Here is a 24,016-nt window from a genome sequence, read left to right on the forward strand (position 1 = left end):
CGCCGGCCTATGCATCTCGCATCATCATACTGGTCCCCACCAATATGGAGCCTTTAGGGGATAGGCCTTGAAAATCCGTAAATGGCTAAGGATCGGGGCTGGAGCGCGGCCCATGCAAATCGCACCGCAGCTCTGAGCCTGTCGAAGGGCGCCTATCCGGGAAGCCCCCTTCGACAGGTTCAGCGCCACGGTGATTCGATCGGAGCAGGACAGCCTCTAATCGGGCAGCAACAGGCTCGCGTCGCCATAGCTGTAGAAGCGATATTCGCTTTCGATCGCATGGCGGTAGGCCGCCTGCATCGTCTCCAGCCCCATCAGCGCACTAACCAACATGAACAGCGTCGACTTCGGCAAATGGAAGTTCGTCATCAGCCCGTCGATCGCCTTGAAGCGATAGCCCGGCGTGATGAAGATCGCGGTGTCGCCCGCGAAAGGCGCGATCGTACCGTCCTCGCCCGCGGCGCTTTCGAGCAGGCGGAGGCTCGTCGTGCCGACCGCGATCAGCCGGCCGCCGGCGGCGCGCACGGCGTTCAGCCGCGCCGCAGTGTCGGCTTCGATGCGGCCCCATTCGGCGTGCATCACATGGTCGTCGGTGTCGTCCGCCTTGACCGGCAGGAAGGTCCCGGCGCCGACATGCAGCGTCAGCGTCTCGCTCTTCACCCCGGCCGCCGCGAGCGCCGCGAACAGCTCGGGGGTGAAATGCAGCGCCGCGGTCGGCGCAGCGACCGCGCCGTCTTCCTTCGCGAACATCGTCTGATAATCGCTGCGATCCTCGGCGTCCGTCGGGCGCTTGCCCGCGATATAGGGCGGCAGCGGCATCGTGCCCGCGCGTTCGAGCAGGACTTCGACCGGCTCGTCACCCGCGAAGGCGAGGACGAAGCTGCCGTCGGCGAGCCGCTCCTCCGCAACCGCCGCGACCCCGGCGCCGAAATCGACGCGCTCGCCGACGCGCAGCCTTTTGGCGTTGCGCACGAACGCCTGCCAGCGGCGGAGGTCGATGCGCTTGTGCAAGGTCGCGCCGATCTTCGCCTCTCCGCGCGTGCCTTCAAGCTGCGCGGGGATCACCCGCGTGTCGTTGAACACCAGGCAGTCGCCCGCGCGCAGCAGCGACGGCAGGTCGCGCACGCCCATATCGCTTATCGCCCCGTCCGCAACCACGAGCATCCGCGCCGCATCGCGCGGGCGCGCGGGGCGGAGCGCGATGCGCTCGCTGGGCAGGTCGAAATCGAAGGCGTCGACGCGCATCGCGCGCCTCTCCTTACTGGATCGGCGCGTTGAGCTGGTCGGCGGTGATCTCGGCCGGCGCGGGCTGCGCTTCGGTCAACGCCGACGCGGGGGGCACCGGCTTGTTGTCGGCGGCGACCGACACCTGGACCATGCGCGACATCACCGCGGGCGGTTCGCCCTTCTGGATCGCATCGACATATTGCATGCCCGACACGACGCGGCCGAAGGCGGTGTAGCGCCGGTCGAGCGCGAAGCGCGGCTGCAGCATGATGAAGAACTGGCTGTTCGCACTGTCCTCGCTCTCGGCGCGCGCCATCGACAGCGTGCCGCGCAGGTGCGGCGACGCGTTGAATTCGGCCTTGAGGTCGGGGAGCTGCGAGCCGCCCTGTCCGGTTGCCGTCGGATCGCCCGTCTGCGCCATGAAGCCGTCGATTACGCGGTGGAACTTGACCCCGTCGTAGAAGCCCGCGCGCGCCAGCTGCTTGACGCGCTCGACATGGTTCGGCGCGACATTGGGATAGAGCTGGATGACGACGCGCCCGCCGGTCGAGAGGTCGAGGTCGAGCATATATTCGGGATTGTTGATATATTGATCGGGCGTCATCGCCGGTGCCGCGGGCGTCGCGGTCGCTGCCGCCGCATCGGCCGCAGGTGCCGGGGTTTCGGCAGGCGGCGTCACGGGCGCCTCGGCCGGGGCCGAGGGCGGCACGCTGCCGTCGGGCATCGGCGCCGGCGGGGCTTCCTGTGCGACGGCCGAAGCCGCAAGGCCGAACGCCATCGCCGTCAGGATCAGAGGGCGGAAAGTGAAAGTCATGCTGGATCGGCCTTTGTGAAAAACTGCAATTTGCGCCCCGTCTGGCGCGCCCTAGCGGGAAAAAGCTGAACGCTCAATGATTGGGACGCGCTTTTGGAGGCGGCACCGGCCCGGTGCCGAATTCGATCATCATGCCATGCCTTGGCGCAGTCCGCGTTCGGCGATGCGCGCCACCACGGCGTCGCGCACCGTCGGGGTGACGAATTTGTGGATGTCGCCGCCGAATATCGCGATCTCCTTGACCAGCCGCGACGCGATCGGCTGCAGGCTGACGTCGGCCATCAGAAAGACGGTTTCGACCCGGGCGTTGAGCTGGCGGTTCATGCCCGTCAGCTGATACTCATATTCGAAATCGGTGACGCCGCGAATCCCGCGGACGACGATCGACGCGCCCTGCGCGTCGGCGAAGTCCATCAGCAGCGAATTGAACCCGACGACCTGGATATCGCCGTCGATCCCCGCGAGCTCGGCCTCGACCATCGCAATGCGCTCATCGTCGTCGAACAGCGGCGATTTGGCGATGTTGGTCGTGACCCCGACGATCAGCCGGTCGACGAACTTGGCCCCGCGCCGGATGATGTCCATATGCCCCAGCGTGATCGGGTCGAACGTCCCCGGATAAACCCCCACCCGCATCAGCGATCCCTTTCCACGATATAAGAGGCGATGGCGCGCAGCAGCGTCGCCTCCTCGCCGAAACCCGCAAGATGCGCGACCGCCTGGTCGACCAGCGCCTGCGCCTGCTCGCGCGCGCGGTCGAGCCCCATCAGCGTGACGAAGGTCGCCTTGCCCGCGGCCTCGTCCTTGTGCAGCGCCTTGCCCGCGAGTTGCTCGTCGCCCTCGACGTCCATGATGTCGTCGGCGATCTGGAACGCCAGCCCGATGTCGCGCGCATAGCCCCGCAAGGGCGTGCGCCCCTCGGCCGGAATGCGCGCGAGGATCGCGCCCGCCTCGACCGAAAAGGCAATCAGCGCGCCGGTCTTCAGCTGCTGCAGCCGCGTCACCGTCGGCAGGTCGAATTGCGCAGTCTCGGCGGCGAGGTCCATCATCTGCCCGCCCGCCATGCCCGCGGGCCCGGCGGCGCGCGACAGCTCGCGGATCAGTTCGCTGCGCACGAACGGGTCGGCGTGGGTCGCCGGATCGACGAGCCATTCGAACGCCAGCGCATGGAGCGAGTCGCCCGCGAGCACCGCGGTCGCCTCGTCGAACGCCTTATGCACCGTCGGCTTGCCGCGGCGAAGGTCGTCATCGTCCATGCACGGCAGGTCGTCGTGGATCAGCGAATAGACGTGCATCGCCTCGACCGCCGCCCCGACGCGCAGGCTGGGTGCGCGGTCGACATGATAAAGGTCGCCCGCCGCGCGGACGAGCAGCGGGCGGAGCCTTTTGCCGCCGCCGATCGCGGCATGGCGCATCGCCTCGTACAGCCGGTCGCGCGGGTCGTCGGGAACGGGCAGCAACTGGTCGAACAACCGGTCGATCGCCTCGGCGACATCGGCCTGTGCGGCGTGGACCAGCCGCGCGCCGGCATCGATCTCCCCCTCCGCGACCGCCATCGGGTTCAGCCCTCGCCGAACGGCGCGGTGCCCGCTGCGCGGCCGTCGGCACCGAGGCTCACCTGCTCGATCCGCGCCTGCGCCGCGGCGAGCCGCGCTTCGCAATGGCCGCGCAGGGCATGGCCGCGTTCGTAGAGCGTGACCGATTCCTCGAGGCTGACGTCGCCGCTTTCCAGCCGCCGCACGATCGTCTCGAGCTCGCCCATCGCGGCTTCAAACGACAGCGAGGAAATTGCGGATTCGGCGGGGCTATCGGGGGTGTCCGTCATGACGCCTGCTTTGGCCCCTTCGCCCCCCGATGGTCAAGTGCACTCGCGCTTGACGCCGCCCGCCACGGCCCTAGCATCCGCCACCATGTTCATCGGCCATTTCGCCCCGGCGCTGGTCGCCGCCGCCCGGCCGAAAGCCGCGGGCCTCGGAACGCTGTTCGTCGCCGCGCAGCTCGTCGACATCGGCTTCGCCGCGCTGCTCGTGCCCGGCATAGAGGCGATGCGGATCGAACCCGGCATCACCGCGATGAACCCGATGGACCTCCACCACATGCCCTATACGCACAGCCTGATCGGGAGCCTGTTGTGGGCCGCAGGGTTCGGCGCGCTCGTCCTGTTCGCGACGAAGCGGCGCGCCGCGGCGATCGGCGCGGCGCTGGTCGTGCTGTCGCACTGGTTCGTCGATCTCCTCGTCCATATTCCCGACCTCACTGTGTTCGGCGCGCCGCCGAAGCTCGGGCTTGGCCTCTGGAACCATCCCGCGATCGCAATGCCGCTCGAGCTCGCCTTCATCGGCGCCGCGCTCTTCTATTACGCGCGCCGCACGCGGGCGCCGGTGGGCAGCCGCCGGCTGTGGATCCTCGCCGCGCTGCTCGCGCTGGTACAGGCGGTCGACTGGTTCGGCCCCAAGGAGCCCGCCTATTCGCTCGCGATCCCTGCGACGATGCTCTTCGCCTACACCCTGCTCGCCGCGACCGCCGCCTGGGCCGGCGCCGACCGCCGGCCGCGAGCCGCCACCGCATGAGCCTGCAAGCCGTCGCCGCCTATGTCGCGACCGCGCTGGTGTTCGGCCTGCTCGACGCGCTCTGGCTGGTGCTGACCCTGCTCCCGCGCAGCGCCTGACCCCACGTCACCGCACGCAATCGCGATTCCATTATTTGCAATTGCCGCGACTCCGCAGCGCCGTCATGCTGCACTGCACAAGAAGAGAGGGGCATAAAGGCAAGTTTTGTTCATCCAGACAAGGACTTGCATCATGAAAAAGTTCATCCTCCCCGCCGTCGCGCTGTTCGCGGCGCTTCCCGCCGCCGCCCATGCCGAAGAGGCTCGCCGCTTCGAGCACGAAGGCCGCATCTACAGCTACACGATCAAGACCGTCGGCGAGCGCCGCATTATCGAAGGCGTCGACGAAGCGACCGGGAAGCGCTTCTCGCTCCGCGTCGGCACCCATAAGGTGCGCGGCACCGTCGGCTCGCAGCAGGTCGAATTCTCGCTCAAGGACGTCGAGCCGCTCAAGGCCTCGGTCACCGTCCTCGCCGCGCGCTGATCTCCGACCGGAACAGGCCCCATTTATCGCCTGCAAGGGCCTCATGGGGTCTGTTCCAATGGCGCGCGCCCCGCTAAAGGCGCGCCATGACTCAGACAGCAACCGCGCCCGCCTCCGTCATCACCCCCGAGATCGTCGCCGAACACGGCCTGTCTCCGGAAGAATATGAGCGTGTCCTGCACGCGCTCGGGCGCGAACCGAACCTCGTCGAGCTCGGCATCTTCTCGGTCATGTGGTCCGAGCATTGCAGCTACAAAAGCTCGCGCCTCCATTTGAAGAAGCTGCCCACCGAGGCGCCCTGGGTGATCTGCGGTCCCGGCGAGAACGCCGGCGTCATCGACATCGGCGAAGGCGAAGGCGGCAAGAAGCTCGCCGCGATCTTCAAGATGGAGAGCCACAACCACCCGTCGTACATCGAACCCTATCAGGGCGCAGCGACCGGGGTCGGCGGCATTTTGCGCGACGTCTTCACCATGGGCGCGCGCCCCGTCGCGAACCTCAACGCGCTGCGCTTCGGCCGCCCCGACCATCCGAAGATGAAGCATCTGATCTCGGGCGTCGTCCACGGCATCGGCGGCTATGGCAATTGCGTCGGCGTGCCGACGGTCGGCGGCGAGGTCAATTTCCACAAGGCCTATGACGGCAACATCCTCGTCAACGCGATGACCGTCGGCATCGCCGAGCAGGACAAGATCTTTTATTCGGCCGCCAGCGGCGTCGGCAATCCGATCGTCTATGTCGGGTCGAAGACCGGCCGCGACGGCATCCACGGCGCAACCATGGCGTCGGCCGACTTCGGCGAGGATGCCGAGGAAAAGCGCCCGACCGTACAGGTTGGCGACCCCTTCACCGAAAAGCTGCTGATCGAGGCGTGCCTCGAACTGATGGCGTCGGACGCGATCGTCGCGATCCAGGACATGGGCGCCGCGGGCCTCACCAGCTCGTCGGTCGAGATGGCGTCGAAGGGCGGCGTCGGCCTCCATCTCAAGATGGACGACGTACCGCAGCGCGAAACCGGCATGACGGCATATGAAATGATGCTGTCCGAATCGCAGGAACGCATGCTGATGGTGCTGAAGCCCGGGCGTGAGGATTTCGCCGCCGCGATCTTCCACAAATGGGAACTCGACTTCGCGGTCATCGGTACCGTTACCGACACCGGCCGCATGGTGCTCGAGCATAAAGGCGAGATCGTCTGCGACATCCCGCTCGCGCCGCTCGCCGACGACGCGCCGCTCTATGACCGCCCGCACGTCCCGACGCCGAAGCAGGCCGAACTGACGAACGTCCCCGAGACGAAGGATGTCGCGGCCGACCTCAAGACGCTGATGGGCACCCCCGACATCGCCAGCCGTCGCTGGATCTGGGAGCAGTATGACAGCCAGGTCGGCGCCGACACGGTGCAGACCGGCGGCGACGCCGCGCTCGTCCGCATCCACGGCACCAACCGCGCGCTCGCGATGTCGACCGACTGCACCCCGCGCTATTGCTACGCCGACCCGGTCGAGGGCGGCAAGCAGGCGGTTGCCGAAACCTGGCGCAACATCAGCGCGGTCGGCGCGACCCCGCTCGCGATCACCAACTGCCTGAACTTCGCCAACCCGCAGCGTCCCGAAATCATGGGGCAGATCGTCGGCTGCCTCGACGGCATGGCGCAGGCGTGTGTCGCGCTCGACTATCCGATCGTGTCGGGCAACGTCAGCCTCTACAACGAGAGCAAGGCGACCGGCGGCGGCAGCGCGATCCTGCCGACCCCCGCAATCGGCGGCGTCGGGGTGATCGAGGATCTGAACAAAGCGGTCGGCATCGGCTTCAAACGCACCGGCGACATCGTGCTCGCGGTCGGCGAACGCGCCGGCCATCTCGGCCAGTCGGTGTGGCTGCGTGAAATCCATGGCCGCGAAGAAGGCCCGCCGCCCGAGGTTAACCTGCGCTGCGAAAAGCGCACCGGCGACTTCATCCGCGGTGCGATCAACGCCGGCTGGATCACCGCCTGCCACGACGTGTCCGACGGCGGCATCGCGGTGACGCTCGCCGAAATGGCGCTCAAATCGAACATCGGCGTGCTGGTCAGCGAAGAACAGCCGTTCGGCATCGCCGAGAGCTTCTTCGGCGAGGACCAAGGGCTGTATCTGGTCACCGTGTGCGACACCTGCCTCGCCGACTTCCTCGACGCCGCGGGCCGCGCCGACGTGCCGGTCGATCCGGTCGGACGCACGATCAAGGACCGCATCGTCTTCGAACTGGAGGGCAGCGACCATCAGGTGACGCTCGCCGAACTGCGCGAGGCGCATGAAGGCTTTTTCCCAGCGCTGATGGGGGCGGATGCGGCCCTCGCCTGATCGCCGCCCGTAACATCTGGAAATTCATCCAATCAGCCTGCATGATGTTTATGGAGGCACAATGCGGATCGATGCGATTGAAGAGGTCGGGATAGATCAAAATGGGTCGCTGTGGGTGAGGCCCGCGACAGCGACTTTCCCGTATATCTATCGCGAAGCGATGGAAGTTCACTGGGATGCCGAGCGGCGTTGTCTCTACAGTCCCAAGCCGCGAGAGTGGTCATATCTCTCGTGGTTCAGGCAGATTGTATGCGGTGCACGATACCAAGGCGTTGAGCTGGTGCTTAAGCCGGAGACTTTATGGTCCGGGATAGATGATGAGCTTCGGCAGGCGATGAAAAAATGAGCATCCACATCGGCATCGGCGGCTGGACCTTCGAACCCTGGCGCGGCCCCTTCTACCCCGCCGGCCTCGCGCAGAAGCGCGAGCTCGAATATGCCGGCCAGCACCTGACCGGGATCGAGATCAACGGCACCTATTATGGCAGCCAGAAGCCCGAAACCTTCACGAACTGGGCCGAGTCGGTGCCGGACGGATTCAAGTTCAGCGTCAAGGCGTCGCGCTTCACGACCAACCGCAAGGTGCTGAAGGAAGGCGCCGCCTCGATCGAGAAATTCCTGACGCAGGGCCTCACCCGCCTCGGCGACCGGCTCGGCCCGATCCACTGGCAGTTCATGGCAACCAAGAAATTCGACCGCGACGATTTCGCGGGCTTCCTCGACCTGCTGCCCGATACGCAGGACGGCCTGCCGCTGCGCCATGCGATCGAGGTCCGCGATGAAAGCTTCCGCGACCCGGCGTTCGTCGACATGCTGCGCGAACGGAACATGGCGATCGTCTATGCCGACAGCGACGAATTCCCCTGCATAGACGAACAGACCGCCGACTTCACCTACGCGCGGCTGCAACGCAGCGAGGAGAATGTAGAAACCGGCTATGACGACAAGGCGCTCGACAAATGGGCCCGGCAGGCCCGCGACTGGGCCAAGGGCGACCGCGACGTCTTCCTTTTCTTCATCTCGGGCGCGAAGGTCCGCAATCCCGCCGCCGCACAGGCACTGATCGCCCGGTTGGACAAATGACGACGGGCTATTCGGGCACGCCGCTCGCGAAGAAGCTGTCGCTGAAGGACGGGGTGACCGCTTGGTTCCACGCAATGCCCGCCAGCGTGCGCGCCGAGATCGGCGATATCGCACTGGACGAACGCGCCGCACCCGAAGCCGGACTCCAGGCCGCGCACATCTTCACCACCGACCGCGCCGAACTCGAACGCCTGCTTACCGAGCTGCGCGCCCTGATCGATCCCGCGGGTTTCGTCTGGGCGAGCTGGCCCAAGAAGGCGTCGAAAGTCCCGACCGACATCACCGAGGATGTCATCCGAGAAATCTGCCTGCCGATGGGCTGGGTCGATGTGAAGGTCTGCGCGGTCGACGCGGTCTGGTCGGGCCTGAAGCTGATGATCCGCAAGGAATTGCGCTGAGGCTCACTCCCGCGCGTAAGGCTGAAAGCTGCAATCCGCCGATTTCACCATCACATAGACGACCTCGGGCGCCTCGACATAATTGCCGGCCTCGATGAAGATCGGCACATCGCCCCTATCGCCCGCAGCCTCGATCTCCATCGGCGCCAGCTGCCGCGGCAGGCCATATTTGGCATAGGTCCCACCCGCGAAGCGCAGCACCTCGTTCTCGATGAACCATTTCAGCCCCGCGGCTTCGAACGCCGGCGTCGGCTCTGCGGCATGGGTGATCGCCCCATTGGCCGGGTTGAAGGCGCAGGCGGGTGCCGGGCTCGGCGTCGCGAGCGCGGCCATAAGCATAAGAAACATCGTAATTCCCCGATGGCGCGACCCGGGCCGACCTTAGCGCGGCCGGACCGGTTCGCAAGCCGCGAGGATCAGGCCGCGACCGCCGCCTGCGACGCGAGGAAATTATACGGATCGATGCCGCGGCTGCGATACGCGCGGTGCGCTTCCTGATACAGCGTCGGCTCGCCGATCCCCAACCGCGCGCGCGCGGCTTCGAGCGGCTCGGCGAGGAGCGAGCGGATGTCCTGCTCGATGATCGCCTGCGACGCCTTGCCGTGGCGCTGGCCCTGACGGATCGCGCCCATCACCGGCGCATCGCCCTTGACGCTGCGCTTCAGCTCGTAGCCGCCGGCATAGGCGATGAAGAAATTGCCGTAATTGCCCGTCTGGCCATAAGTGAAGCCGAGCACGCACTGTTCGCCGAGCGCGTCGCGGCCATAGCCGGTCAGGATGTGGAACAGGTCGTGCGTGTCGCGCAGGCGGTTGGCGTACCACTGGATCTGGTCGTCGAACTTCGGGCGGCCCATCTTGTCGGCCTCGGCGACGAGCCCCGCGGCCGACAGCCCTTCGCGGCGCATGAAGGTGACATAGGCGTGGCCGACGCTGCCTTCGGGCAGTGCGTCGATCCAGCCATGATCGTCGAGCAGGTCGGGCAGATAGGGCTCGCTCGCCATCAACTGGCGGCCCTTTTCGCTTTCGACGAAGGCGCGCGCGTCGTCCATGAAGCCCTTGCGCGGCAGATTCTCGAAGATGTGGAACACCTGCTCGGTGTCTTCCTTGTCCTTGATGAGATTGCGGAAGTGCCGGAACGCCTTCAGTGGACGGAACTTCGCGGGAACGCGGTCGGGGTGAGAGAAAATGGTCGGGGTCGTCATGGGAAGCCTCGTCTCGAATCGTTGCTGATTGCTACCTAGCATTACTGACATAGATGTCAATAGTTGATGAACGACGGCCCGGCACCGGAAAGAAACCGCTCGACGCTGCCCGAGCGGGGCGATAGCTCTGTGCCGGTCCTGAGGGGGAATGGGGATGACGAGCGGCAGTGCGGCGCCACGTTATGAAAGCCTCGACGCGATACGCGGCGTCGCGGTGATGGGCATATTGGCGATGAACATCGTCGCCTTTGCGCTGCCTTTCCCGGCCTATTCCAATCCCGCCGCCGGCGGACCGCCCGCCGATCTGGACCTCGCCACCTGGTTCTTCAACTTCGTCTTCGTCGATTCGAAGATGCGCGGCCTGTTCTCGATGCTGTTCGGCGCCAGCACCCTGCTCGTCATCGAAGGCGCGGCCAGCGGCGGGCGCAGCGCCGTGGACGCACATTATTCGCGTATGTTCTGGCTCGCGATTTTCGGCCTCATCCATTTCTACCTGATCTGGTTCGGCGATATCCTGTTCCTCTATGCGATTTGCGGCCTGCTGCTCTTCCTGTTCCGCAAATTGTCGGTCCGGGCGCTTCTGCTCTGGTCGATCCCCTTCTTCCTGGTCGCACTTGCGCTGCCGGGCAGCTTCTGGACCATGCTCAGCATGGCCCAAGCGGGCACGCTGCCCCCCGAAACGATGGCCGGGATGAAACAGGCACTCGCCGACATGAACGGCGACATGGGGCCGGGCACGCCGGCCTATGCAAAGGAAATCGCGATCTACCTCGGCAGCTATGGCTCTATCGTCGGACACCGGACGGGCGAGATGGGCGGCGACCCGCTCTTCTTCATCGCGATGTTCTCGTGGGAAACGATGGGGTTGATGCTGATCGGCATGGCGCTGTTCAAGTCGCGCATGCTGACTGGTGAATGGGATGTCGCGCGCTATCGCAAATGGGCAGTGCGATGCTTCCTGATCGGCGTGCCGCCGCTGGTCGCGCTTGCCTTGTACCAGGTGAACGCGGAGTTCAGCGCGATATCGGTCTTCGGCGCATCGATCGTCTGGTCGGTCCCGTTCGACACGCTGCTGACGGTCGGCTGGGCCGCCTTGATCATGCTGCTGATCAAGACTGCCGCCAGCCCCTCTACCCGCGAGCGCCTCGCCGCGACCGGACGCATGGCCTTCACCAACTATCTCGGCACCAGCATCGTGATGACGACGATCTTCTACGGCTATGGGCTGGGGCTGTTCGGCAGCGTCGGGCGGACCGCGCTCTATCTCTTCTGCTTCGGCATGTGGGGGGCGATGCTGCTGTGGTCGAAGCCGTGGCTCCAGCGCTATCATTATGGTCCGCTCGAATGGCTGTGGCGCAGCCTGTCGCGCCTCAGCCTGCAACCGATGCGCAAGGCCGCCGGGCCTGATTAGGACTGGACGCGGCGCGCCGCATCTGTATTATACAGATAATACAGTGGAGGGCATATGCGCGACGATCGAGAAGTTCCAGCCGACCGCCTGATCACCCTCGACGCGCTGCGCGGCTTCGCGGTGATGGGCATTTTGGCGATGAACATCGTCGCCTTCGCGATGCCCGAAATGGCCTATGTCTCGCCCCAGGCCTATGGCGGCGAAACCCCGTCGGACATCGCCGCGTGGGGCCTCGGCTTCCTGCTCTTCGACGGCAAGATGCGCGGGCTCTTCTCGATCCTGTTCGGCGCGAGCATGCTCCTGATCGTGGACCGCGCCGAAGCGAACGGCCAGAGCGCCCGCGCGGTCCATTACCGCCGCATGGCGTGGCTCGGGGTGTTCGGCCTCTGCCATTTCTTCTTCATCTGGTGGGGCGACATCCTCTTCCTCTATGCGAGCGTCGGCTGCATCGCCTTCGGTTTCCGCAAATGGGAGGCACGGCGGCTGATCAAATGGGCGCTCGGCCTGTTCACCCTCGGCGTCGTGCTGACCTCGCTCTTCTTCGGCGCACAGCTGTTCGTCGCCACGCAGGCCGACAACCCCGCCTCGCCGATGGCCGAAGCGGGCCAGGACCTGCTCGAGGAATATGGCGAGATCGACCAGGAAGTGACCGACGAACTCGCACTCTACCGCGGCCCCTATCGGCCGATCCTCGACGAGCGGCTGGGCAGCGCCGCCAATCCCGTCGTCGGCGTGCTGATGACGATGCTCGAAACGCTGCCGCTGATGATGCTCGGCATGGCGCTGTTCCGCAACGGCTTCCTCACCGGGTCATGGACCTTGGAAGCCTATCGCCGCACCGCGCTGCGCTGGCTGCCGCCGGGCATATTGCTGACCCTCATCGTCGGCTGGATCCAGTGGCGCTCGGGCTTCGACTATATCGTCGCGGTCAACGCGTTCATGGCCTGGGCCGGTCCCGGGCGGCTGATGATGACGATCGCTTATGCCGCGCTGCTCGTGCTGCTGATCCGGCAGGCGGCCACCAGCCCCTTCATCGCGCGCGTCGCCGCGGCGGGCCGCGCCGCCTTCTCCAACTATCTCGGCACCAGCATCGTGATGACGACGATCTTCTATGGCTACGGGCTGGGGCTGTTCGGCGACGTCGGCCGCTGGACGCTCTATCTCTATTGCATCGCGATGTGGGCGGTCATGCTGCTCTGGTCGAAGCCCTGGCTCGACCGCTTCCGCTACGGCCCGCTCGAATGGCTGTGGCGCAGCCTCGCGCGCGGGTCGCTCCAGCCGATGCGGAAGGTTGCGCCCGCTCAGTAACCGACGGCGCGGCCGAAGCCCGAAGGACGGCGCTGGACGAGCGGATTGGCTTCGCGCTCCAGCTCGGCCAGCGTCTTTTCGAACAGCGGACGCAATTCGACGACGCGCGGCAGATATTCCTCGGGGCTGATCTGCGCCTCGACGCAGTGACGCGCGAAAGTTTCGATATCCTCGGCCAGCTCGGCGAGCTTTTCGGCACCGAACTGGCGCGATTCGCCCTTCAGCGTGTGCGCGGGCATCACCAGGCCGCGGGCGTCGCGAGCGCGCATGGCTTCCTCGATCGCGGCGACCGATTTGGTGCCGTCCTCGCGAAAATAGCCCAAAATCCGCACGAAGGCGGCCCCGAGCTGGGTGCGCGTCGCGCGGAATTCATCCCAATCGACCAGGATATCGTCCACTCGTTTGTCCCTTGGCAGTAATTTGGTCCGTGGTCCCGCACCCGTCATGCCGCGAACCCGGTTAAAAGGCCGTTACGATTCGGGAAGCCGAACCGAATGCGGCCCGTTTTGGGTCAGCTGCGGCGGACCAGCCAGCGATCGTCCGCCTCCGCGGCGACCGACCAGCCCTGTTCGGCGGCCAGCGCCGCAATCTCGCGCCCGGCCTGCGGATCGTCGGCGAGCAGCATCACCGCCGAAGCGGCCCGCATCGCGCGCGCCAGCCGCAGCGCGGGCCAGGGACAGCGCATTCCCCGCGCATCGACGGTCACCGCCGCCAAATCGTCAACCATCATCACTCGTCATAGGGATTGCGCGAGTTGCGGAAGTTGAGTCGCACCGGCACGCCCTGGAACCCCAGTTCCTTGCGCATGCCGTTGACCAGATAGCGCTCGTAGCTGCCCGGCAGCGCATCGGTGCGCGTGCCGAACACGACGAAGGTCGGCGGACGCGTCCGCGCCTGGGTGATGTAGCGCAGCTTGATGCGCTTGCCGCCCGGTGCCGGCGGCGGGTTGTTTTCGACCGCGCCTTCGAACCAGCGGTTGAGCTTCGCGGTCGAGACGCGATTGGTCCAGATTTGGCGCTGTTCGAAGGCGACGCGCACCAGCGTGTCGATCCCCTTGCCCGTCGCGCCCGAGATGGTGAGCACCGGCACGCCCTTGACCTGGGAGAGCCCGTCGTCCAGCGCACCCCGCACGCCGTTGTACAGCGACGAAGGATCCTCGGCGACGTCCCATTTGTTGAGCGCGACGATCAGCGCACGGCCTTCCTGCAGCACCTTGTCGGCGATGCGCAGATCCTGCGCCTCCAGCCCCTTGGTCGCGTCGAGCAGCAGCACCACGACCTCGGCGAAATCGACCGCGTGCAGCGCGTCCATCACCGACAATTTCTCCAGCTTGTCGACGACCTTGGCGCGCTTGCGCATGCCCGCGGTGTCGAACAGCTGGATCTCGTGGACCTCGCCGTCGTCTTCCCAACGCCAGTCGACGCGGATCGAATCGCGCGTGATCCCCGCCTCGGGTCCGGTGATCAGCCGGTCCTCGCCGATCATGCGGTTGATCAGCGTCGATTTGCCCGCGTTCGGCCGCCCGACGATCGCGAGCTTCATCGGGCCGAGCGGCGCGTCCTCGTCTTCCTCGCCCTCGACCACCGGCGGCGCGGCGGCCTCGGCTTCGGTGTCGAAGCCCTCGACGATCGGGCGCAGCGCATCGAACAGGTCGACGACGCCCTCGCCATGCTCGGCGCTCAATGCGACCGGATTGTCGAAGCCGAGCGAATAGCTTTCCATCAGGCCGTTCTCGCCCTGCTTGCCCTCGGCCTTGTTGACCAGCAGGATGATCGGCGTGTCCTCGCTGCGCAGCCAGCGCGCAATTTCCTCGTCGAGCGGGGTCACCCCCGCGCGGCCATCGATCATGAACAAGGCGGCATCGGCCTCGCGCACCGCCTTTTCGGTCTGCACGCGCATCCGCCCGGGCAGGGTCGCGGCATCATAATCCTCGAAACCCGCGGTATCGACGATGGTGAACTTCAAGCCCAGCAGTTCGCCGTCGCCCTCGCGCCGGTCGCGCGTCACCCCGGGCTGGTCGTCGACCAGCGCCAGGCGCTTGCCGACGAGCCGGTTGAACAGCGTCGATTTGCCGACATTAGGCCGGCCGACAATGGCGATCGTTGCGGATCGCGCCATCTCATAATTCCTATTTTTCCTTGCTCCGAGCCAAGTCCAGCACGGAACACACACCCATATCTAACCGTTCGCCCTGAGCTTGTCGAAGGGCCGTTCTTTCTTTCCACGTCGAAAAGAAGAACGATGCTTCGACAAGGCTCTCCCGAGCGACTGCAAGGCAGTCGAGGGGCTCAGCACGAACGGATCAAAAATTCTGCTTACCTGATCAGCGCCAGGCGGTGATGCGCCCGTCGTCCGCCAAGATATAGAGGACATTGTTCGCGACGATCGGCGATTGCGACAGCGGCGTCTCGAACTCGGTCGTCGTGATCACCGATCCGTCGGTGGGCGAAAATTCCGCAAGCTGGCCCTCGCTGTTCACCGCGATCAGCCGGCCGCCGGCCAGGATCGGGCCGGTCCAGCGGATCGGGTCCTTCTTCTTCTTCTCGGTCTCGACGCGGAATCGCGCGAGTTGCTGCATCCAGCGGACCTTGCCCGTCGCGCGCGCGACGCACAGCAGCTTGGCATCGTCGGTCATCGCATAGACCCACTCGCCGACCACATAGGGCGTCGAAATACCCGCGATCGAGATTTCCCAGCTGCGCTGGCCGGTGACGAGTTCATAGCTCGCCATGCGCCCGCCCTGCCCCAGCGCGAAGACGCGGCCGCGGTCGATCACCGGATCGGCGTCGACGTCGGACAAAGTCGACACCGACAGCGCCATCGAGGTGCGCGCCAGCGCGTCTTCCCACAGGTCGCGTCCATTCTCGTAGCGATAGGCCTGAACCTCGCCCGACGAGAAGCCGGCGACGATCGTGCCCTGCCCGGCGGCGGGCGAACCCGCGCCGAAGATGCTGCCCGCCTCGAGCGACGCCGTCGCCTGCCACAGCACCGCGCCATTGGCGGCGTTCAGCGCGATGATCTGGTTATCCTGGCTGATCACATAGACGCCGCCGAAGGCAATCGTCGGCGCGCCGCGCAGCGGCCCCGCGGGCTTGACCTTCCACAGCACCGATCCGTCGGTCGCATTGAGCGCGGCGACGTCGCCGACGCCGCTGGTCGCATAGACGACATTGCCGTCGACCGACGCGCCGCCGCCGAACAGCGAATCCTCGAAATCCTTGCCTGTGCTGCCGATCGACACGCGCCACAGCGCCGCGCCGGTGTCGGCCGAAAAGGCATAGACGACCGCGTCGGTGCCAACCGCGAACAGGCGGTTGTCCGATACGACCGGCGACGAGGCGAGGCGCTGCTTGTTGTTGCCGCCCGCGATGCTCGCGGTCCAGATCTGGCTGCGCGACGCGCCGAGCGCCGGGTGGCCCATCGATTTCGACGCGTTGCCGCCCGATTGCGCCCAGTTCGCATTGACCTGCGGTTCGGGCAGCACGACCGCGACCGACGCGGTGGCGGCATCGACCTTGACGCTGTTGTCGTTCGACAGGATCGACACACGCTCGCCGACGGTCGGGGTCTTCGGCCCGCCGTCGCCCTTGAACACGCCGCAACCGGCGAGCGACAGGGCGATCAGCGCCGCGCCGGCAAATTTGGCTTTACGCATTATTTCTTTTCCTCAGCTGGTCCGGCGGTGGCCGTCTTGGGCGCGACCCCGGCTTGCTTGTCCTTGGCGGCGCTCTCGGCCGCGCGATCCTTGACGGTGTCGACGCCCAGCATGCCCGCCATCTGCGCCGAGCGTGACTGCAGCGACTTGGGCAGGTTCGGGGCATCGGTGATGCGGCCGTACAGCGCCCCCGCCTGCTTATACTGGCCCAGCTGGTAATGCGCGATCGCGCTCAGCTCGGCAGCGCTCGAGAAAAAGCTCGACGGCGGATCCTTGGCGTCGACCAGCGGCTTCATCCGCGCGATCACCACCTCGGGCTTCAGCGTGTCGAACTCGAACGCGGTCTGGCGCAGCAGCGCCAGGTCGCGCAGCGACGGGTCGAGCTTGGTGTCTGCGGCAGCCTTGGCCATCAGCGCCGCGGCGGCTTTCACGTCGCCGCGCTCGGCCTTCATATTCGCCTGCTGGAACAGCGCTGCGGCACGATAGGCGTCGCCGCCGTCGGCTTCGAGCTTGGTGAGCTCGGCGGTCGCCGCGGTCGGCTGGCCGGCCTTCGCCTTGTCGAGCGCGCCCAGCAGCAGCTCGGCATTCTCGCCGCGCGCTTCCTCCTGCCTATGGCCCCAATAGAGGTAGCCGCCGAAGGCGAGCAGCACCGCGATCACGCCCACGACGATCCAGCGCCCGAACCGCTGCCAGATATTGTCCAGCCGGTCCTTGCGGACGGCGTCGTCCACTTCCTGCATCAGGGCCGCGTTGTTCGTCGGGCTCAGCGCCACGCATATCCTCCATGTCCGGGCCGCGCGACGGCGCGGCCGGTGGTTTCCTTAGCGACGGCGCCCGAAAAGGCCAAGCCTTTCACTCGGCCGGGCGCCACCGCTTCGCGCCGCTTATCCGGCGTAGATCTGTTCTTCGGTGGGGAATGAACGGGACCTGACTTCGGCCGCATAATCCTTGACCGCGCCGGTGACGACATCGGCCATATTGCCATAACGTTTCACGAACTTCGGCACGCGTTCGAACATGCCGAGCATGTCGTCGGTGACCAGCACCTGGCCGTCGCATTGCGCCGATGCGCCGATGCCGATCGTCGGACAATCGACCTTTCCCGTGATCTCGATTGCGATCGATTCGAGCACGCCCTCGATGACGATCGAAAAGGCGCCGGCCTGCGCCACGGCGACCGCATCCTCGACAATCGACCGCGCTTCCTCCTCGCTCTTGCCGCGGACGCCATAGCCGCCGAGGATATTCACCGCCTGCGGGGTCAGCCCGACATGCCCCATCACCGGGATGCCGCGCTGGGTCAGGAACTCGATCGTCGGCGCCAGCACCTTGCCGCCCTCGACCTTCACCGCCGCCGCGCCGGTTTCCTTGAGCAGCCGCGCGGCATTGTCGAACGCCTGCTGGGGGCTGCCCTCATAGCTGCCGAAGGGCATGTCGACGATGACGGCGGCATGATAGCTGCCGCGCACGACGGCGGCGCCGTGCAGCGCCATCATGTCCATCGTCACCCCGACGGTGTGCGGCAGGCCGTAGATCACCTGCGCCAGCGAATCGCCGACCAGCAGCATGTCGCAATGCGGGTCGAGCAGCTGCGCCTGGCGCACCGTATAGGCGGTGAGCATGACGATCGGTTCGCCGCCCTTGCGCTGGCGAATCCGCGGCACCGTCAGGCGCTTCATCGGCTGCGGCGTCGGGTTGGCGCGGCTCGTCGACGTGTCGAAGGTGAGCGTTTTGGAGATGGTGGACATGGGGCGGCGGCTTAGCGGCTTATGCCCCGGCGCGAAAGCCGCAAAGCCATGTCATGTCATCCCTGTTTGACTCTATGTTAAAAATATTATACATAGAGTTCGAATCATATGACATGGAGTTCGAAATGGCGTTCCGCGAGAAGATTCACTGGGTCACCTTGGTGACGATGGCCGCCGCGTTCGGCTGGTATTTCCTCGTCTATCCCTGGCAGATCGCCGACACCCCGGCGGGCGTGTGGGCGACCGCCGGGCTGCTCGTGCCCGTCACCATCGCGATCATCGTCGCGATGACGGTGGCCACGGCCTTCCTCGCGATCCGCAACCGCGGCGAAGTCGACGTCAAGGAAGACGAGCGCGACCGCGGCTTCCACATGCGCGGCACGCATTATGCCTATTATCCGCTCGTCGTCGGTATCTGGGTCAACATCTTCCTGATCTTCTGGGGGGTCAGCCAGGCGCAGCAGCTCAACATGATGCTCGCGACGCTCGTCGTGGCCGAACTCGTGCGCATCGGCACCCAGCTCTACCTCTATCGCCGGGGCTATTGAGCCATGTCCCCCGCGATCCTCGAATCCGCCCGGCAGCTTGCCGGCGCCGATACCGGAGACCACCAAATGAACTTCCGTGAAAAGACCGCCTGGCTGAACGTCATCGCGATGGTCGCCGCCTACACCCTCTATTTCGGGCTTCTCCTCTCGGGCCATCCCGCCGGGCGCGAGGTGTTTCCGATGCTGTGGCTGTTCGGATCGATCGCCGTGGCGCATGCGGTCACCGTCATCGTCGGCACCATCATCCTGTCGGCGCAGGCACCGAAGTCCGAGCGGGCGCGCGCCGACGAACGCGACCGCGCGATCCGCCGGCGCGGCGCCACCGCGGCCTATTATGTACTGCTGGTGGGGATGATGGTCGTCGGGGTCTATATGCCCTTCGTCGAGCGCGGGGTGCCGCTGGCGAACGCCGGCCTGTTCGCGATCGTTTTCGCCGAACTGGTGAACAGCGTCGTCGTGCTCGTCAGCTACCGGAGGGGCTGGCATGGCTAGTCTTCCCTTCACCAACGACATCCGCACCCTACGCTTCCTCGCCGGCGAGATGACGCAGGGCGAGCTCGGCGACCGGGTCGGGGTGACCCGCCAGACGATCGCGGCGATCGAACAGGGTAAATATTCGCCCTCGCTCGAAGTCGCCTTCCGCATCGCGCGCACCTTCGACAAGCCACTCGAAGCGGTGTTCCAGTGGAGTGACGGCAAGAGCTGAGACAGCGCGGCCGCGCGGGTGCGGCACCGGCTCTCCCCGGGGCCGGGGCCGCACCTCCATTTGGCACCGAGGCGAAAGCGGCGTAATATGGCCTCTCGAAAGGAGTGCCCCGATGCGCCGCCTTGCGTTGCTTCTATCGGCCGTGCTGATCGCCGCTCCCGCGGCGACGCAGATGACGATGCCGCTTCCCGCCGACATCCGCCTCCAGACCGTCGACACCGCAACGAAACCGCGGCCCTGGGCGATCTTTTTCCCGCGCGCGGCGGGGATCGGCGCGCTGGTTCCCGGCAACCAATATGCCGACCTCGCGACCTTCCTCAACCAGCGCGGCATCGACGTCGCGATCATCGACGACGACTTCGCGCTCAAGCGGCTGAACCCCGCGGGTTCGGCGGGCGAGAAGCGCGCCGCGATCGCGGTCGATGCGCTGCGCCGATTGCGCGAGCAGGGGCGCTTCGACATGCGCTGCCCCGGCCTCGTCGTCGGCTGGTCGCGCGGCGGCGAGGGCGCGCTGACCTTGGCGTCGAGCGCCAGCGGCACCGACAGCGGCATCCGCGCCGCGATCGTCTATTATCCCTCGGTCGGCGGCCAGCCCTCGCCCTGGCCGCAGCGCATGCCCGTACTCGCGCTGCAAGGCACCGGCGACGGCACCGCGCCCGCGAAGAGGCTCGAGGCGCTGGCGGAGGGGCGCGTGAAGAACGACGAATATCCGTTCGTCGTCAAACTTTATCCGGGCGCCAAGCATCGCTTCGACGTCGCGCACCCGGTCGACGACCCCGCCAGTCCCAAGATCGAGAAGGATTTCGATGCCAGGGCGCACGCCGACGCGCTCGCGGCGATCGATGCGTTTCTGAGCGAGCGCGCGATCAGCGGCCAAAGCTGCGCGCTGGACTAGGCCCGCTACGGTGAATCTAGTTCCCGGCGGCCGTCAGCGCCGCGAGCTGATCTTCGTTCAGCGTCACATCCTCGCTACCGATGATCTCGTCGAGCTGTTCGACGCTCGTCGCGCTGGCGATCGGCGCGGTCACGCCCGGCTGCGCCGCGACCCAGGCGAGCGCGATCTGAGACAGCGTTGCGCCGGCTTCCGCGGCGACAGCGTCCATTGCCGCAAGCATCGCAGGGCCCTTGCCTTCGATATAGGGTTTGACGCGGGGCCCGCGCGCGCGATGGCCGATGTCGTCGAGGCTGCGGTACTTGCCCGACAGATAGCCCGAAGCGAGGCTGAAATAGGTGATGACGCCGATCCCCTCGGCGACGCACAGGTCCTGGAGCGCGCCTTCATATTGCCAACGGTCCAGCAGGTTTAGCTCGGGCTGCATCGCGGTAAAGCGCGGCAGGCCCTTCTCATCGGCGACGCGCAGCGCCTCGGCGAGCCGGTCGGCCGAATAGTTGGAGGCGCCGATCGCGCGCACGATGCCCGCATCCTGCAGCTCGGCGAAGGCGCCGAGCACCTCGTCCAGCGGCACGTCGGGATCGTCCTTGTGCGCGAAATAAAGGTCGATGGCCTCGACGCCGAGCCGATCGAGCGACCCCTGCACCGCGTCGCGGATCCGGTCGGGCTTGAGGCCGCCCGGCATCATCCCGACCTTGGTCGCGATCAGCACGTCGCCCCGCGCGCCGCTTTCCTTGAGCCACGCGCCCATCATGCGCTCGGACTCGCCGCCCGTGTGCCCCGGGACCCACGCCGAATAGACGTCGGCGGTGTCGATCATGCCGCCGCCGCGTTCGACGAAGCGGTCGAGCACCGCGAAGCTCGCATCGCGGCCCGCGGTCATGCCGAAGACATTGCCGCCGAGCACGAAGGGGCGGATCGAAAGGCCGCTTGGGCCCAGCGGGCGATCGGTCATTTTACGCCTTTCATCGCCGTCGCGGCCTCGCGGCTGTTATCGCTGAACAGCCCGTCGATGCCGGTGTTCAGATAGGCCGAAATCTCGGCGCCCAGGTCGCCATGCCCCGCCGGGTTCAGGCCCGTCTTGTCGCCCAGCGGCAAGAAATAATTTTCGCGGCGAAAAGTCCAGGGATGAACCTTGAGCCCCGCGGCGTGCGCGTCCCTGACCAGGCTGGTCGGATCGCCGAGCGTGCCGAGCGCGCCGCGCGGGATCACCATCGCCTTGTTCGGGCCGATGCCGTCGGCATAGGCCGCCACGGCTTTCAGGCCGGCCGGCGTCGCCATCTCGGCGTAGCTGGTCTTCGCATCGTCGGCGGGGCCGCCCTCGGCGTCCATCAGCTGGATCAGCGGCAGGTCGCTCGTCGCGCGGATCGCTTTCAGGTTCGCGACTTCGAAGCTCTGGATGAAGACCGGCGCGGCGCGACCGCGATAGCCATATTTTTCGAGCGCCGCGAGCAGCGCCGCCTCGTGCGGCAGGCCGATGCCAGTGAAATAGCTCGGATGCTTCGTCTCGGGATAAACGCCGATCGGAACCTTGCGGCCCTTGTTGGCTTCGACGAGCAGATCGAGGATTTCGTCGAAGGTCGGCACCTCGAAGCGCCCGTCATAGTCGGTCGAACGAAGCTGCGGCAGCCGCTCCTTCGCGCGCAGCGTCTTGAGCTCGGCGAGGGTGAAATCCTCGGTGAACCAGCCGGTATACTCCTGCCCGTCGATCGTCTTCACCGCCTTGCGCGCCGCGAATTCGGGATGGTCGGCGACGTTGGTCGTCTCCGAAATCTCATTCTCGTGCCGCGCGACGAGCACGCCGTCCCTGGTCAGCACCAGGTCGGGCTCGATATAGTCGGCGCCGAGTTCGATCGCGAGCTTGTACGCTTCCAGCGTATGCTCCGGCCGCTCCCCCGAAGCGCCGCGGTGCGCGATCAGGATCGCCGGCTTGCCGTCGAGCGTGGGGGCCTGCGCGGCCATCGGGTCAGCCCCGCACGCCGCGAGCAGCAGCGCGAACAGCGCGGCCGGGCGCCGGATCATGCAAAGCGCTTCTGCCACTCGTCGGCCGAAAAGCCCACGCTCACCCCGTCGCCGGCCTCGACCACCGGCCGCTTGATCATCGCGGGCTGCGCCAGCATCAGCGCCTTTGCCTTGCCCGCGTCGAGCCCCGCCTTGTCCGCGTCGGGCAGTTGGCGAAAGGTCGTTCCGGCCTTGTTGAGCAATTTCTCCCAGCCGATCGCGTCGATCCAGAACTGCAGCTTCGCAGGATCGAGCCCGTCCTTGCGGAAATCGTGGAACGCGTGCGGAACCCCCACCGCATCGAGCCAGCGCCGTGCCTTTTTCACCGTGTCGCAATTGGGAATTCCGTAGAGAGTCAGTGCCATTAAACCCACGCTAGAAGCTGCCGATGACAATAGTGCGGCAGAGCTTAGGGCCTGAATCCACGGATTGCACGCTCGAGGCGTCGAAATGGCGAAGATATTGGGTTCGGGCGGTTGCAGCGGGTAGCGGCGCTACCCGCAAGGCCGCGCGAACCCAATATCGAAGCCATTTCGACGTCCCTTCGGGATTTGACCGATTTTGCCCAGGGCGTCGTCGGCAAGTCTGGACATATCGACATATGCCTGCGCCTTGCCTCCTCGCCCTGAACAAAATCGCTTCAAACCTCGAACGCGCAATTCGCGGATTCAGGCCCTAAGCGATGGGCGGCATGTCGGCAATGCGGGCGTTGGCGCTCGCGAGCTTGCCGCGAAGCGCGCGCGCAAAGCCTTCGTGGAGCGCCGCGGCGATGTCGGGATTGGCGCCGAGATAGGCGCGCAGCGCGGCGGCGGGCATGAACCACAGCCGCGCGTTGCTGGCGAGCAGCACCGTGCCCGTCGCGTGCGTGCCGTCGAGCACGGTCGCTTCGCCGATCAGCGCGCCGCCGGCCAGCGTCCCGACGTCGGCGCCCTCGCGGCGGATCGTCGCGGTGCCGTCGGCAAGGTAGAAGAGGCTGGGCGCGGCCTGGTCCTCGCGGATCAGCACCTCGCCGCGCCGCGCCGAAATCCAGTGGCCATGGTCGATCAGGCGGCGGACGTCGCCCGCGCCCAGCTTGTCGAAATGGAGCCGGCGCAGCTCCTGTTCCTCGGGCGTGAAGCGGATCTGGCTGTCGCCGATCCGCCCGCGCACTGCCTGCCCCAGGTTGACCACGAGGATCAAGAGCAGGAGCAGGGAGTAGCCGGGGCCCGGCCAGTGCAACAGCGCGATCGGCAGCGTGAATATCGCGGCGATCGCCAGTCCGATCCGGACATGCACGAGGCGCAGCGCAAAGCTGGTCGCGAGGACCGCGAGCAGCGCACCGTACCCCAGCCATGCGGGATCCAAACTCGCCATATCCATCTTTTCGTTATGCGGCCTCTACACCAGGGTCACTAAGTGTATAAGGTTACGGATTACCGAACGCCCGGCCGCGCAGCCCCCGGGCGCATGCCCCAAAAACCATAGCAAACTATCAGTTTTTGGCGGCAAAGAAAAGCATAGGTGCGCAAAAGCCCCGCCGATGCTAATTTCCTTATCCTTGCCTCCCGCGCGGGTTCGCGCCATGGCGGCGCGCGATTCGGATTTTGGAT

At 66.2% G+C, this 24,016-nt stretch carries 29 protein-coding genes; 12 read left to right on the forward strand and 17 right to left on the reverse strand.

From position 1 onward, the window contains the following. Window positions 1–216: 216 nt before the first annotated feature. From queA to AC1RNQ_RS08470, 5 genes are all read right to left on the reverse strand, one after another. Window positions 217–1,245 (reverse strand): tRNA preQ1(34) S-adenosylmethionine ribosyltransferase-isomerase QueA, encoded by a 1,029-nt coding sequence (gene queA / locus AC1RNQ_RS08450; protein ID WP_493170431.1) that lies wholly within the window; start codon window positions 1,243–1,245, stop codon window positions 217–219. 13 nt (window positions 1,246–1,258) lie between these two features. Continuing rightward, the gene (locus tag AC1RNQ_RS08455; protein WP_493170605.1) at window positions 1,259–1,951 is read right to left on the reverse strand and encodes a peptidylprolyl isomerase; all 693 of its coding nucleotides are present in this window, start codon (window positions 1,949–1,951) and stop codon (window positions 1,259–1,261) included. A gap of 219 nt (window positions 1,952–2,170) precedes the next feature. Continuing rightward, window positions 2,171–2,677 carry a pantetheine-phosphate adenylyltransferase gene (coaD, locus tag AC1RNQ_RS08460; RefSeq protein WP_493170433.1) on the reverse strand — a complete coding sequence of 169 codons (507 nt, stop codon included), beginning with the start codon at window positions 2,675–2,677 and terminating at the stop codon, window positions 2,171–2,173. Further along, window positions 2,677–3,597 carry a polyprenyl synthetase family protein gene (locus tag AC1RNQ_RS08465; RefSeq protein ID WP_493170434.1) on the reverse strand — a complete coding sequence of 307 codons (921 nt, stop codon included), beginning with the start codon at window positions 3,595–3,597 and terminating at the stop codon, window positions 2,677–2,679. Before AC1RNQ_RS08465 ends, coaD begins: the two co-directional genes overlap by 1 nt. A gap of 5 nt (window positions 3,598–3,602) precedes the next feature. After that, window positions 3,603–3,866, reverse strand: coding sequence for an exodeoxyribonuclease VII small subunit (locus AC1RNQ_RS08470; RefSeq protein ID WP_493170436.1), 264 nt, complete (start codon window positions 3,864–3,866; stop codon window positions 3,603–3,605). Window positions 3,867–3,951: 85 nt separating this feature from the next. Between AC1RNQ_RS08470 and AC1RNQ_RS08475 the strand changes: the two genes are divergently transcribed. From AC1RNQ_RS08475 to AC1RNQ_RS08500, 6 genes are all read left to right on the forward strand, one after another. Next, window positions 3,952–4,611 (forward strand): hypothetical protein, encoded by a 660-nt coding sequence (locus AC1RNQ_RS08475; RefSeq protein WP_493170438.1) that lies wholly within the window; start codon window positions 3,952–3,954, stop codon window positions 4,609–4,611. A 231-nt stretch (window positions 4,612–4,842) separates the two neighbouring features. After that, entirely contained in the window at window positions 4,843–5,133 is a 291-nt protein-coding gene (locus tag AC1RNQ_RS08480; protein WP_493170439.1) for a hypothetical protein, read from the forward strand. Window positions 5,134–5,219: 86 nt separating this feature from the next. Beyond that, entirely contained in the window at window positions 5,220–7,475 is a 2,256-nt protein-coding gene (purL, locus tag AC1RNQ_RS08485) for a phosphoribosylformylglycinamidine synthase subunit PurL (RefSeq protein WP_493170441.1), read from the forward strand. A 61-nt stretch (window positions 7,476–7,536) separates the two neighbouring features. Beyond that, entirely contained in the window at window positions 7,537–7,821 is a 285-nt protein-coding gene (locus AC1RNQ_RS08490) for a hypothetical protein (protein WP_493170443.1), read from the forward strand. After that, window positions 7,818–8,558 carry a DUF72 domain-containing protein gene (locus tag AC1RNQ_RS08495; protein WP_493170444.1) on the forward strand — a complete coding sequence of 247 codons (741 nt, stop codon included), beginning with the start codon at window positions 7,818–7,820 and terminating at the stop codon, window positions 8,556–8,558. The genes AC1RNQ_RS08490 and AC1RNQ_RS08495 overlap by 4 nt, the downstream gene beginning before the upstream one ends. Next, the gene (locus tag AC1RNQ_RS08500) at window positions 8,555–8,956 is read left to right on the forward strand and encodes a hypothetical protein (protein ID WP_493170445.1); all 402 of its coding nucleotides are present in this window, start codon (window positions 8,555–8,557) and stop codon (window positions 8,954–8,956) included. The genes AC1RNQ_RS08495 and AC1RNQ_RS08500 overlap by 4 nt, the downstream gene beginning before the upstream one ends. 3 nt (window positions 8,957–8,959) lie before the next feature. On the opposite strand, the gene AC1RNQ_RS08505 is transcribed toward AC1RNQ_RS08500, so the two are convergent. Both AC1RNQ_RS08505 and AC1RNQ_RS08510 read right to left on the reverse strand, forming a co-directional pair. Continuing rightward, window positions 8,960–9,304 carry a hypothetical protein gene (locus AC1RNQ_RS08505; RefSeq protein ID WP_493170447.1) on the reverse strand — a complete coding sequence of 115 codons (345 nt, stop codon included), beginning with the start codon at window positions 9,302–9,304 and terminating at the stop codon, window positions 8,960–8,962. A gap of 68 nt (window positions 9,305–9,372) precedes the next feature. Further along, window positions 9,373–10,158: a Coq4 family protein gene (locus AC1RNQ_RS08510; RefSeq protein WP_493170448.1), complete on the reverse strand. Its 786-nt coding sequence runs from the start codon at window positions 10,156–10,158 to the stop codon at window positions 9,373–9,375. A 154-nt stretch (window positions 10,159–10,312) separates the two neighbouring features. On the opposite strand from AC1RNQ_RS08510, the gene AC1RNQ_RS08515 reads away from it, so the two are divergent. Together AC1RNQ_RS08515 and AC1RNQ_RS08520 are read left to right on the forward strand one after the other, a co-directional pair. Further along, a complete protein-coding gene (locus AC1RNQ_RS08515) occupies window positions 10,313–11,569 on the forward strand; it encodes a DUF418 domain-containing protein (RefSeq protein ID WP_493170450.1) in 1,257 nt (418 codons plus the stop codon). Between the two features lie 54 nt (window positions 11,570–11,623). Continuing rightward, window positions 11,624–12,877, forward strand: a complete 1,254-nt coding sequence (locus tag AC1RNQ_RS08520; protein ID WP_493170452.1) for a DUF418 domain-containing protein — start codon at window positions 11,624–11,626, stop codon at window positions 12,875–12,877. Here the strand turns inward: AC1RNQ_RS08520 and AC1RNQ_RS08525 are convergent. The 6 genes from AC1RNQ_RS08525 to panB all read right to left on the reverse strand — a co-directional run bounded on the left by AC1RNQ_RS08525 (window position 12,871) and on the right by panB (window position 18,280). Beyond that, complete coding sequence (locus tag AC1RNQ_RS08525) at window positions 12,871–13,275, reverse strand: Hpt domain-containing protein (RefSeq protein ID WP_493170454.1); 405 nt, start codon at window positions 13,273–13,275, stop codon at window positions 12,871–12,873. The two genes, AC1RNQ_RS08520 and AC1RNQ_RS08525, sit on opposite strands and share 7 nt — an antisense overlap. A gap of 113 nt (window positions 13,276–13,388) precedes the next feature. Then, a complete protein-coding gene (locus AC1RNQ_RS08530) occupies window positions 13,389–13,604 on the reverse strand; it encodes a sulfurtransferase TusA family protein (RefSeq protein ID WP_493170455.1) in 216 nt (71 codons plus the stop codon). A 2-nt stretch (window positions 13,605–13,606) separates the two neighbouring features. Beyond that, on the reverse strand, window positions 13,607–14,995 hold the full coding sequence (der, locus tag AC1RNQ_RS08535) for a ribosome biogenesis GTPase Der (RefSeq protein WP_493170456.1): 1,389 nt from the start codon (window positions 14,993–14,995) through the stop codon (window positions 13,607–13,609). 205 nt (window positions 14,996–15,200) lie between these two features. Next, entirely contained in the window at window positions 15,201–16,532 is a 1,332-nt protein-coding gene (locus AC1RNQ_RS08540) for an outer membrane protein assembly factor BamB family protein (RefSeq protein WP_493170457.1), read from the reverse strand. Beyond that, window positions 16,532–17,305 carry a tetratricopeptide repeat protein gene (locus tag AC1RNQ_RS08545; RefSeq protein ID WP_493170458.1) on the reverse strand — a complete coding sequence of 258 codons (774 nt, stop codon included), beginning with the start codon at window positions 17,303–17,305 and terminating at the stop codon, window positions 16,532–16,534. The genes AC1RNQ_RS08540 and AC1RNQ_RS08545 overlap by 1 nt, the downstream gene beginning before the upstream one ends. A gap of 111 nt (window positions 17,306–17,416) precedes the next feature. Next, the gene (gene panB / locus AC1RNQ_RS08550) at window positions 17,417–18,280 is read right to left on the reverse strand and encodes a 3-methyl-2-oxobutanoate hydroxymethyltransferase (RefSeq protein WP_493170459.1); all 864 of its coding nucleotides are present in this window, start codon (window positions 18,278–18,280) and stop codon (window positions 17,417–17,419) included. A 125-nt stretch (window positions 18,281–18,405) separates the two neighbouring features. On the opposite strand from panB, the gene AC1RNQ_RS08555 reads away from it, so the two are divergent. From AC1RNQ_RS08555 to AC1RNQ_RS08570, 4 genes are all read left to right on the forward strand, one after another. Then, window positions 18,406–18,828: a hypothetical protein gene (locus tag AC1RNQ_RS08555; protein ID WP_493170460.1), complete on the forward strand. Its 423-nt coding sequence runs from the start codon at window positions 18,406–18,408 to the stop codon at window positions 18,826–18,828. A gap of 66 nt (window positions 18,829–18,894) precedes the next feature. Further along, the gene (locus AC1RNQ_RS08560) at window positions 18,895–19,320 is read left to right on the forward strand and encodes a hypothetical protein (RefSeq protein WP_493170461.1); all 426 of its coding nucleotides are present in this window, start codon (window positions 18,895–18,897) and stop codon (window positions 19,318–19,320) included. Then, window positions 19,313–19,534 carry a helix-turn-helix transcriptional regulator gene (locus AC1RNQ_RS08565; RefSeq protein ID WP_493170462.1) on the forward strand — a complete coding sequence of 74 codons (222 nt, stop codon included), beginning with the start codon at window positions 19,313–19,315 and terminating at the stop codon, window positions 19,532–19,534. The genes AC1RNQ_RS08560 and AC1RNQ_RS08565 overlap by 8 nt, the downstream gene beginning before the upstream one ends. Window positions 19,535–19,646: 112 nt before the next feature. Continuing rightward, window positions 19,647–20,429 (forward strand): dienelactone hydrolase family protein, encoded by a 783-nt coding sequence (locus AC1RNQ_RS08570; RefSeq protein ID WP_493170464.1) that lies wholly within the window; start codon window positions 19,647–19,649, stop codon window positions 20,427–20,429. 16 nt (window positions 20,430–20,445) lie between these two features. On the opposite strand, the gene AC1RNQ_RS08575 is transcribed toward AC1RNQ_RS08570, so the two are convergent. From AC1RNQ_RS08575 to AC1RNQ_RS08590, 4 genes are all read right to left on the reverse strand, one after another. Then, entirely contained in the window at window positions 20,446–21,381 is a 936-nt protein-coding gene (locus AC1RNQ_RS08575; RefSeq protein WP_493170465.1) for an aldo/keto reductase, read from the reverse strand. Next, window positions 21,378–22,448: a glycerophosphodiester phosphodiesterase gene (locus AC1RNQ_RS08580; RefSeq protein WP_493170466.1), complete on the reverse strand. Its 1,071-nt coding sequence runs from the start codon at window positions 22,446–22,448 to the stop codon at window positions 21,378–21,380. The genes AC1RNQ_RS08575 and AC1RNQ_RS08580 overlap by 4 nt, the downstream gene beginning before the upstream one ends. Continuing rightward, the gene (locus AC1RNQ_RS08585) at window positions 22,445–22,792 is read right to left on the reverse strand and encodes an ArsC family reductase (protein WP_493170467.1); all 348 of its coding nucleotides are present in this window, start codon (window positions 22,790–22,792) and stop codon (window positions 22,445–22,447) included. Before AC1RNQ_RS08585 ends, AC1RNQ_RS08580 begins: the two co-directional genes overlap by 4 nt. Window positions 22,793–23,102: 310 nt before the next feature. Further along, window positions 23,103–23,780 (reverse strand): cyclic nucleotide-binding domain-containing protein, encoded by a 678-nt coding sequence (locus AC1RNQ_RS08590; RefSeq protein WP_493170469.1) that lies wholly within the window; start codon window positions 23,778–23,780, stop codon window positions 23,103–23,105. Window positions 23,781–24,016 lie beyond the last annotated feature (236 nt).

It is taken from the genome of Sphingopyxis sp. GW821-FHT12F08, assembly GCF_058806755.1.

What these genes read in the sequence shown, in the direction of transcription:
- AC1RNQ_RS08585 (WP_493170467.1), bottom strand. Translation starts at nt 22,792, where the DNA reads ATGGCACTGACTCTCTACGGAATTCCCAATTGCGACACGGTGAAAAAG.
- AC1RNQ_RS08510 (WP_493170448.1), bottom strand. Translation starts at nt 10,158, where the DNA reads ATGACGACCCCGACCATTTTCTCTCACCCCGACCGCGTTCCCGCGAAG.
- AC1RNQ_RS08475 (WP_493170438.1), top strand. Translation starts at nt 3,952, where the DNA reads ATGTTCATCGGCCATTTCGCCCCGGCGCTGGTCGCCGCCGCCCGGCCG.
- coaD (WP_493170433.1), bottom strand. Translation starts at nt 2,677, where the DNA reads ATGCGGGTGGGGGTTTATCCGGGGACGTTCGACCCGATCACGCTGGGG.
- AC1RNQ_RS08495 (WP_493170444.1), top strand. Translation starts at nt 7,818, where the DNA reads ATGAGCATCCACATCGGCATCGGCGGCTGGACCTTCGAACCCTGGCGC.
- panB (WP_493170459.1), bottom strand. Translation starts at nt 18,280, where the DNA reads ATGTCCACCATCTCCAAAACGCTCACCTTCGACACGTCGACGAGCCGC.
- AC1RNQ_RS08465 (WP_493170434.1), bottom strand. Translation starts at nt 3,597, where the DNA reads ATGGCGGTCGCGGAGGGGGAGATCGATGCCGGCGCGCGGCTGGTCCAC.
- AC1RNQ_RS08470 (WP_493170436.1), bottom strand. Translation starts at nt 3,866, where the DNA reads ATGACGGACACCCCCGATAGCCCCGCCGAATCCGCAATTTCCTCGCTG.
- AC1RNQ_RS08570 (WP_493170464.1), top strand. Translation starts at nt 19,647, where the DNA reads ATGCGCCGCCTTGCGTTGCTTCTATCGGCCGTGCTGATCGCCGCTCCC.
- AC1RNQ_RS08490 (WP_493170443.1), top strand. Translation starts at nt 7,537, where the DNA reads ATGCGGATCGATGCGATTGAAGAGGTCGGGATAGATCAAAATGGGTCG.
- der (WP_493170456.1), bottom strand. Translation starts at nt 14,995, where the DNA reads ATGGCGCGATCCGCAACGATCGCCATTGTCGGCCGGCCTAATGTCGGC.
- purL (WP_493170441.1), top strand. Translation starts at nt 5,220, where the DNA reads ATGACTCAGACAGCAACCGCGCCCGCCTCCGTCATCACCCCCGAGATC.
- AC1RNQ_RS08500 (WP_493170445.1), top strand. Translation starts at nt 8,555, where the DNA reads ATGACGACGGGCTATTCGGGCACGCCGCTCGCGAAGAAGCTGTCGCTG.
- AC1RNQ_RS08575 (WP_493170465.1), bottom strand. Translation starts at nt 21,381, where the DNA reads ATGACCGATCGCCCGCTGGGCCCAAGCGGCCTTTCGATCCGCCCCTTC.
- AC1RNQ_RS08580 (WP_493170466.1), bottom strand. Translation starts at nt 22,448, where the DNA reads ATGATCCGGCGCCCGGCCGCGCTGTTCGCGCTGCTGCTCGCGGCGTGC.
- AC1RNQ_RS08520 (WP_493170452.1), top strand. Translation starts at nt 11,624, where the DNA reads ATGCGCGACGATCGAGAAGTTCCAGCCGACCGCCTGATCACCCTCGAC.
- AC1RNQ_RS08540 (WP_493170457.1), bottom strand. Translation starts at nt 16,532, where the DNA reads ATGCGTAAAGCCAAATTTGCCGGCGCGGCGCTGATCGCCCTGTCGCTC.
- AC1RNQ_RS08480 (WP_493170439.1), top strand. Translation starts at nt 4,843, where the DNA reads ATGAAAAAGTTCATCCTCCCCGCCGTCGCGCTGTTCGCGGCGCTTCCC.
- AC1RNQ_RS08455 (WP_493170605.1), bottom strand. Translation starts at nt 1,951, where the DNA reads ATGCCCGACGGCAGCGTGCCGCCCTCGGCCCCGGCCGAGGCGCCCGTG.
- AC1RNQ_RS08590 (WP_493170469.1), bottom strand. Translation starts at nt 23,780, where the DNA reads ATGGCGAGTTTGGATCCCGCATGGCTGGGGTACGGTGCGCTGCTCGCG.
- AC1RNQ_RS08515 (WP_493170450.1), top strand. Translation starts at nt 10,313, where the DNA reads ATGACGAGCGGCAGTGCGGCGCCACGTTATGAAAGCCTCGACGCGATA.
- AC1RNQ_RS08565 (WP_493170462.1), top strand. Translation starts at nt 19,313, where the DNA reads ATGGCTAGTCTTCCCTTCACCAACGACATCCGCACCCTACGCTTCCTC.
- AC1RNQ_RS08560 (WP_493170461.1), top strand. Translation starts at nt 18,895, where the DNA reads ATGAACTTCCGTGAAAAGACCGCCTGGCTGAACGTCATCGCGATGGTC.
- AC1RNQ_RS08555 (WP_493170460.1), top strand. Translation starts at nt 18,406, where the DNA reads ATGGCGTTCCGCGAGAAGATTCACTGGGTCACCTTGGTGACGATGGCC.
- AC1RNQ_RS08505 (WP_493170447.1), bottom strand. Translation starts at nt 9,304, where the DNA reads ATGTTTCTTATGCTTATGGCCGCGCTCGCGACGCCGAGCCCGGCACCC.
- queA (WP_493170431.1), bottom strand. Translation starts at nt 1,245, where the DNA reads ATGCGCGTCGACGCCTTCGATTTCGACCTGCCCAGCGAGCGCATCGCG.
- AC1RNQ_RS08530 (WP_493170455.1), bottom strand. Translation starts at nt 13,604, where the DNA reads ATGGTTGACGATTTGGCGGCGGTGACCGTCGATGCGCGGGGAATGCGC.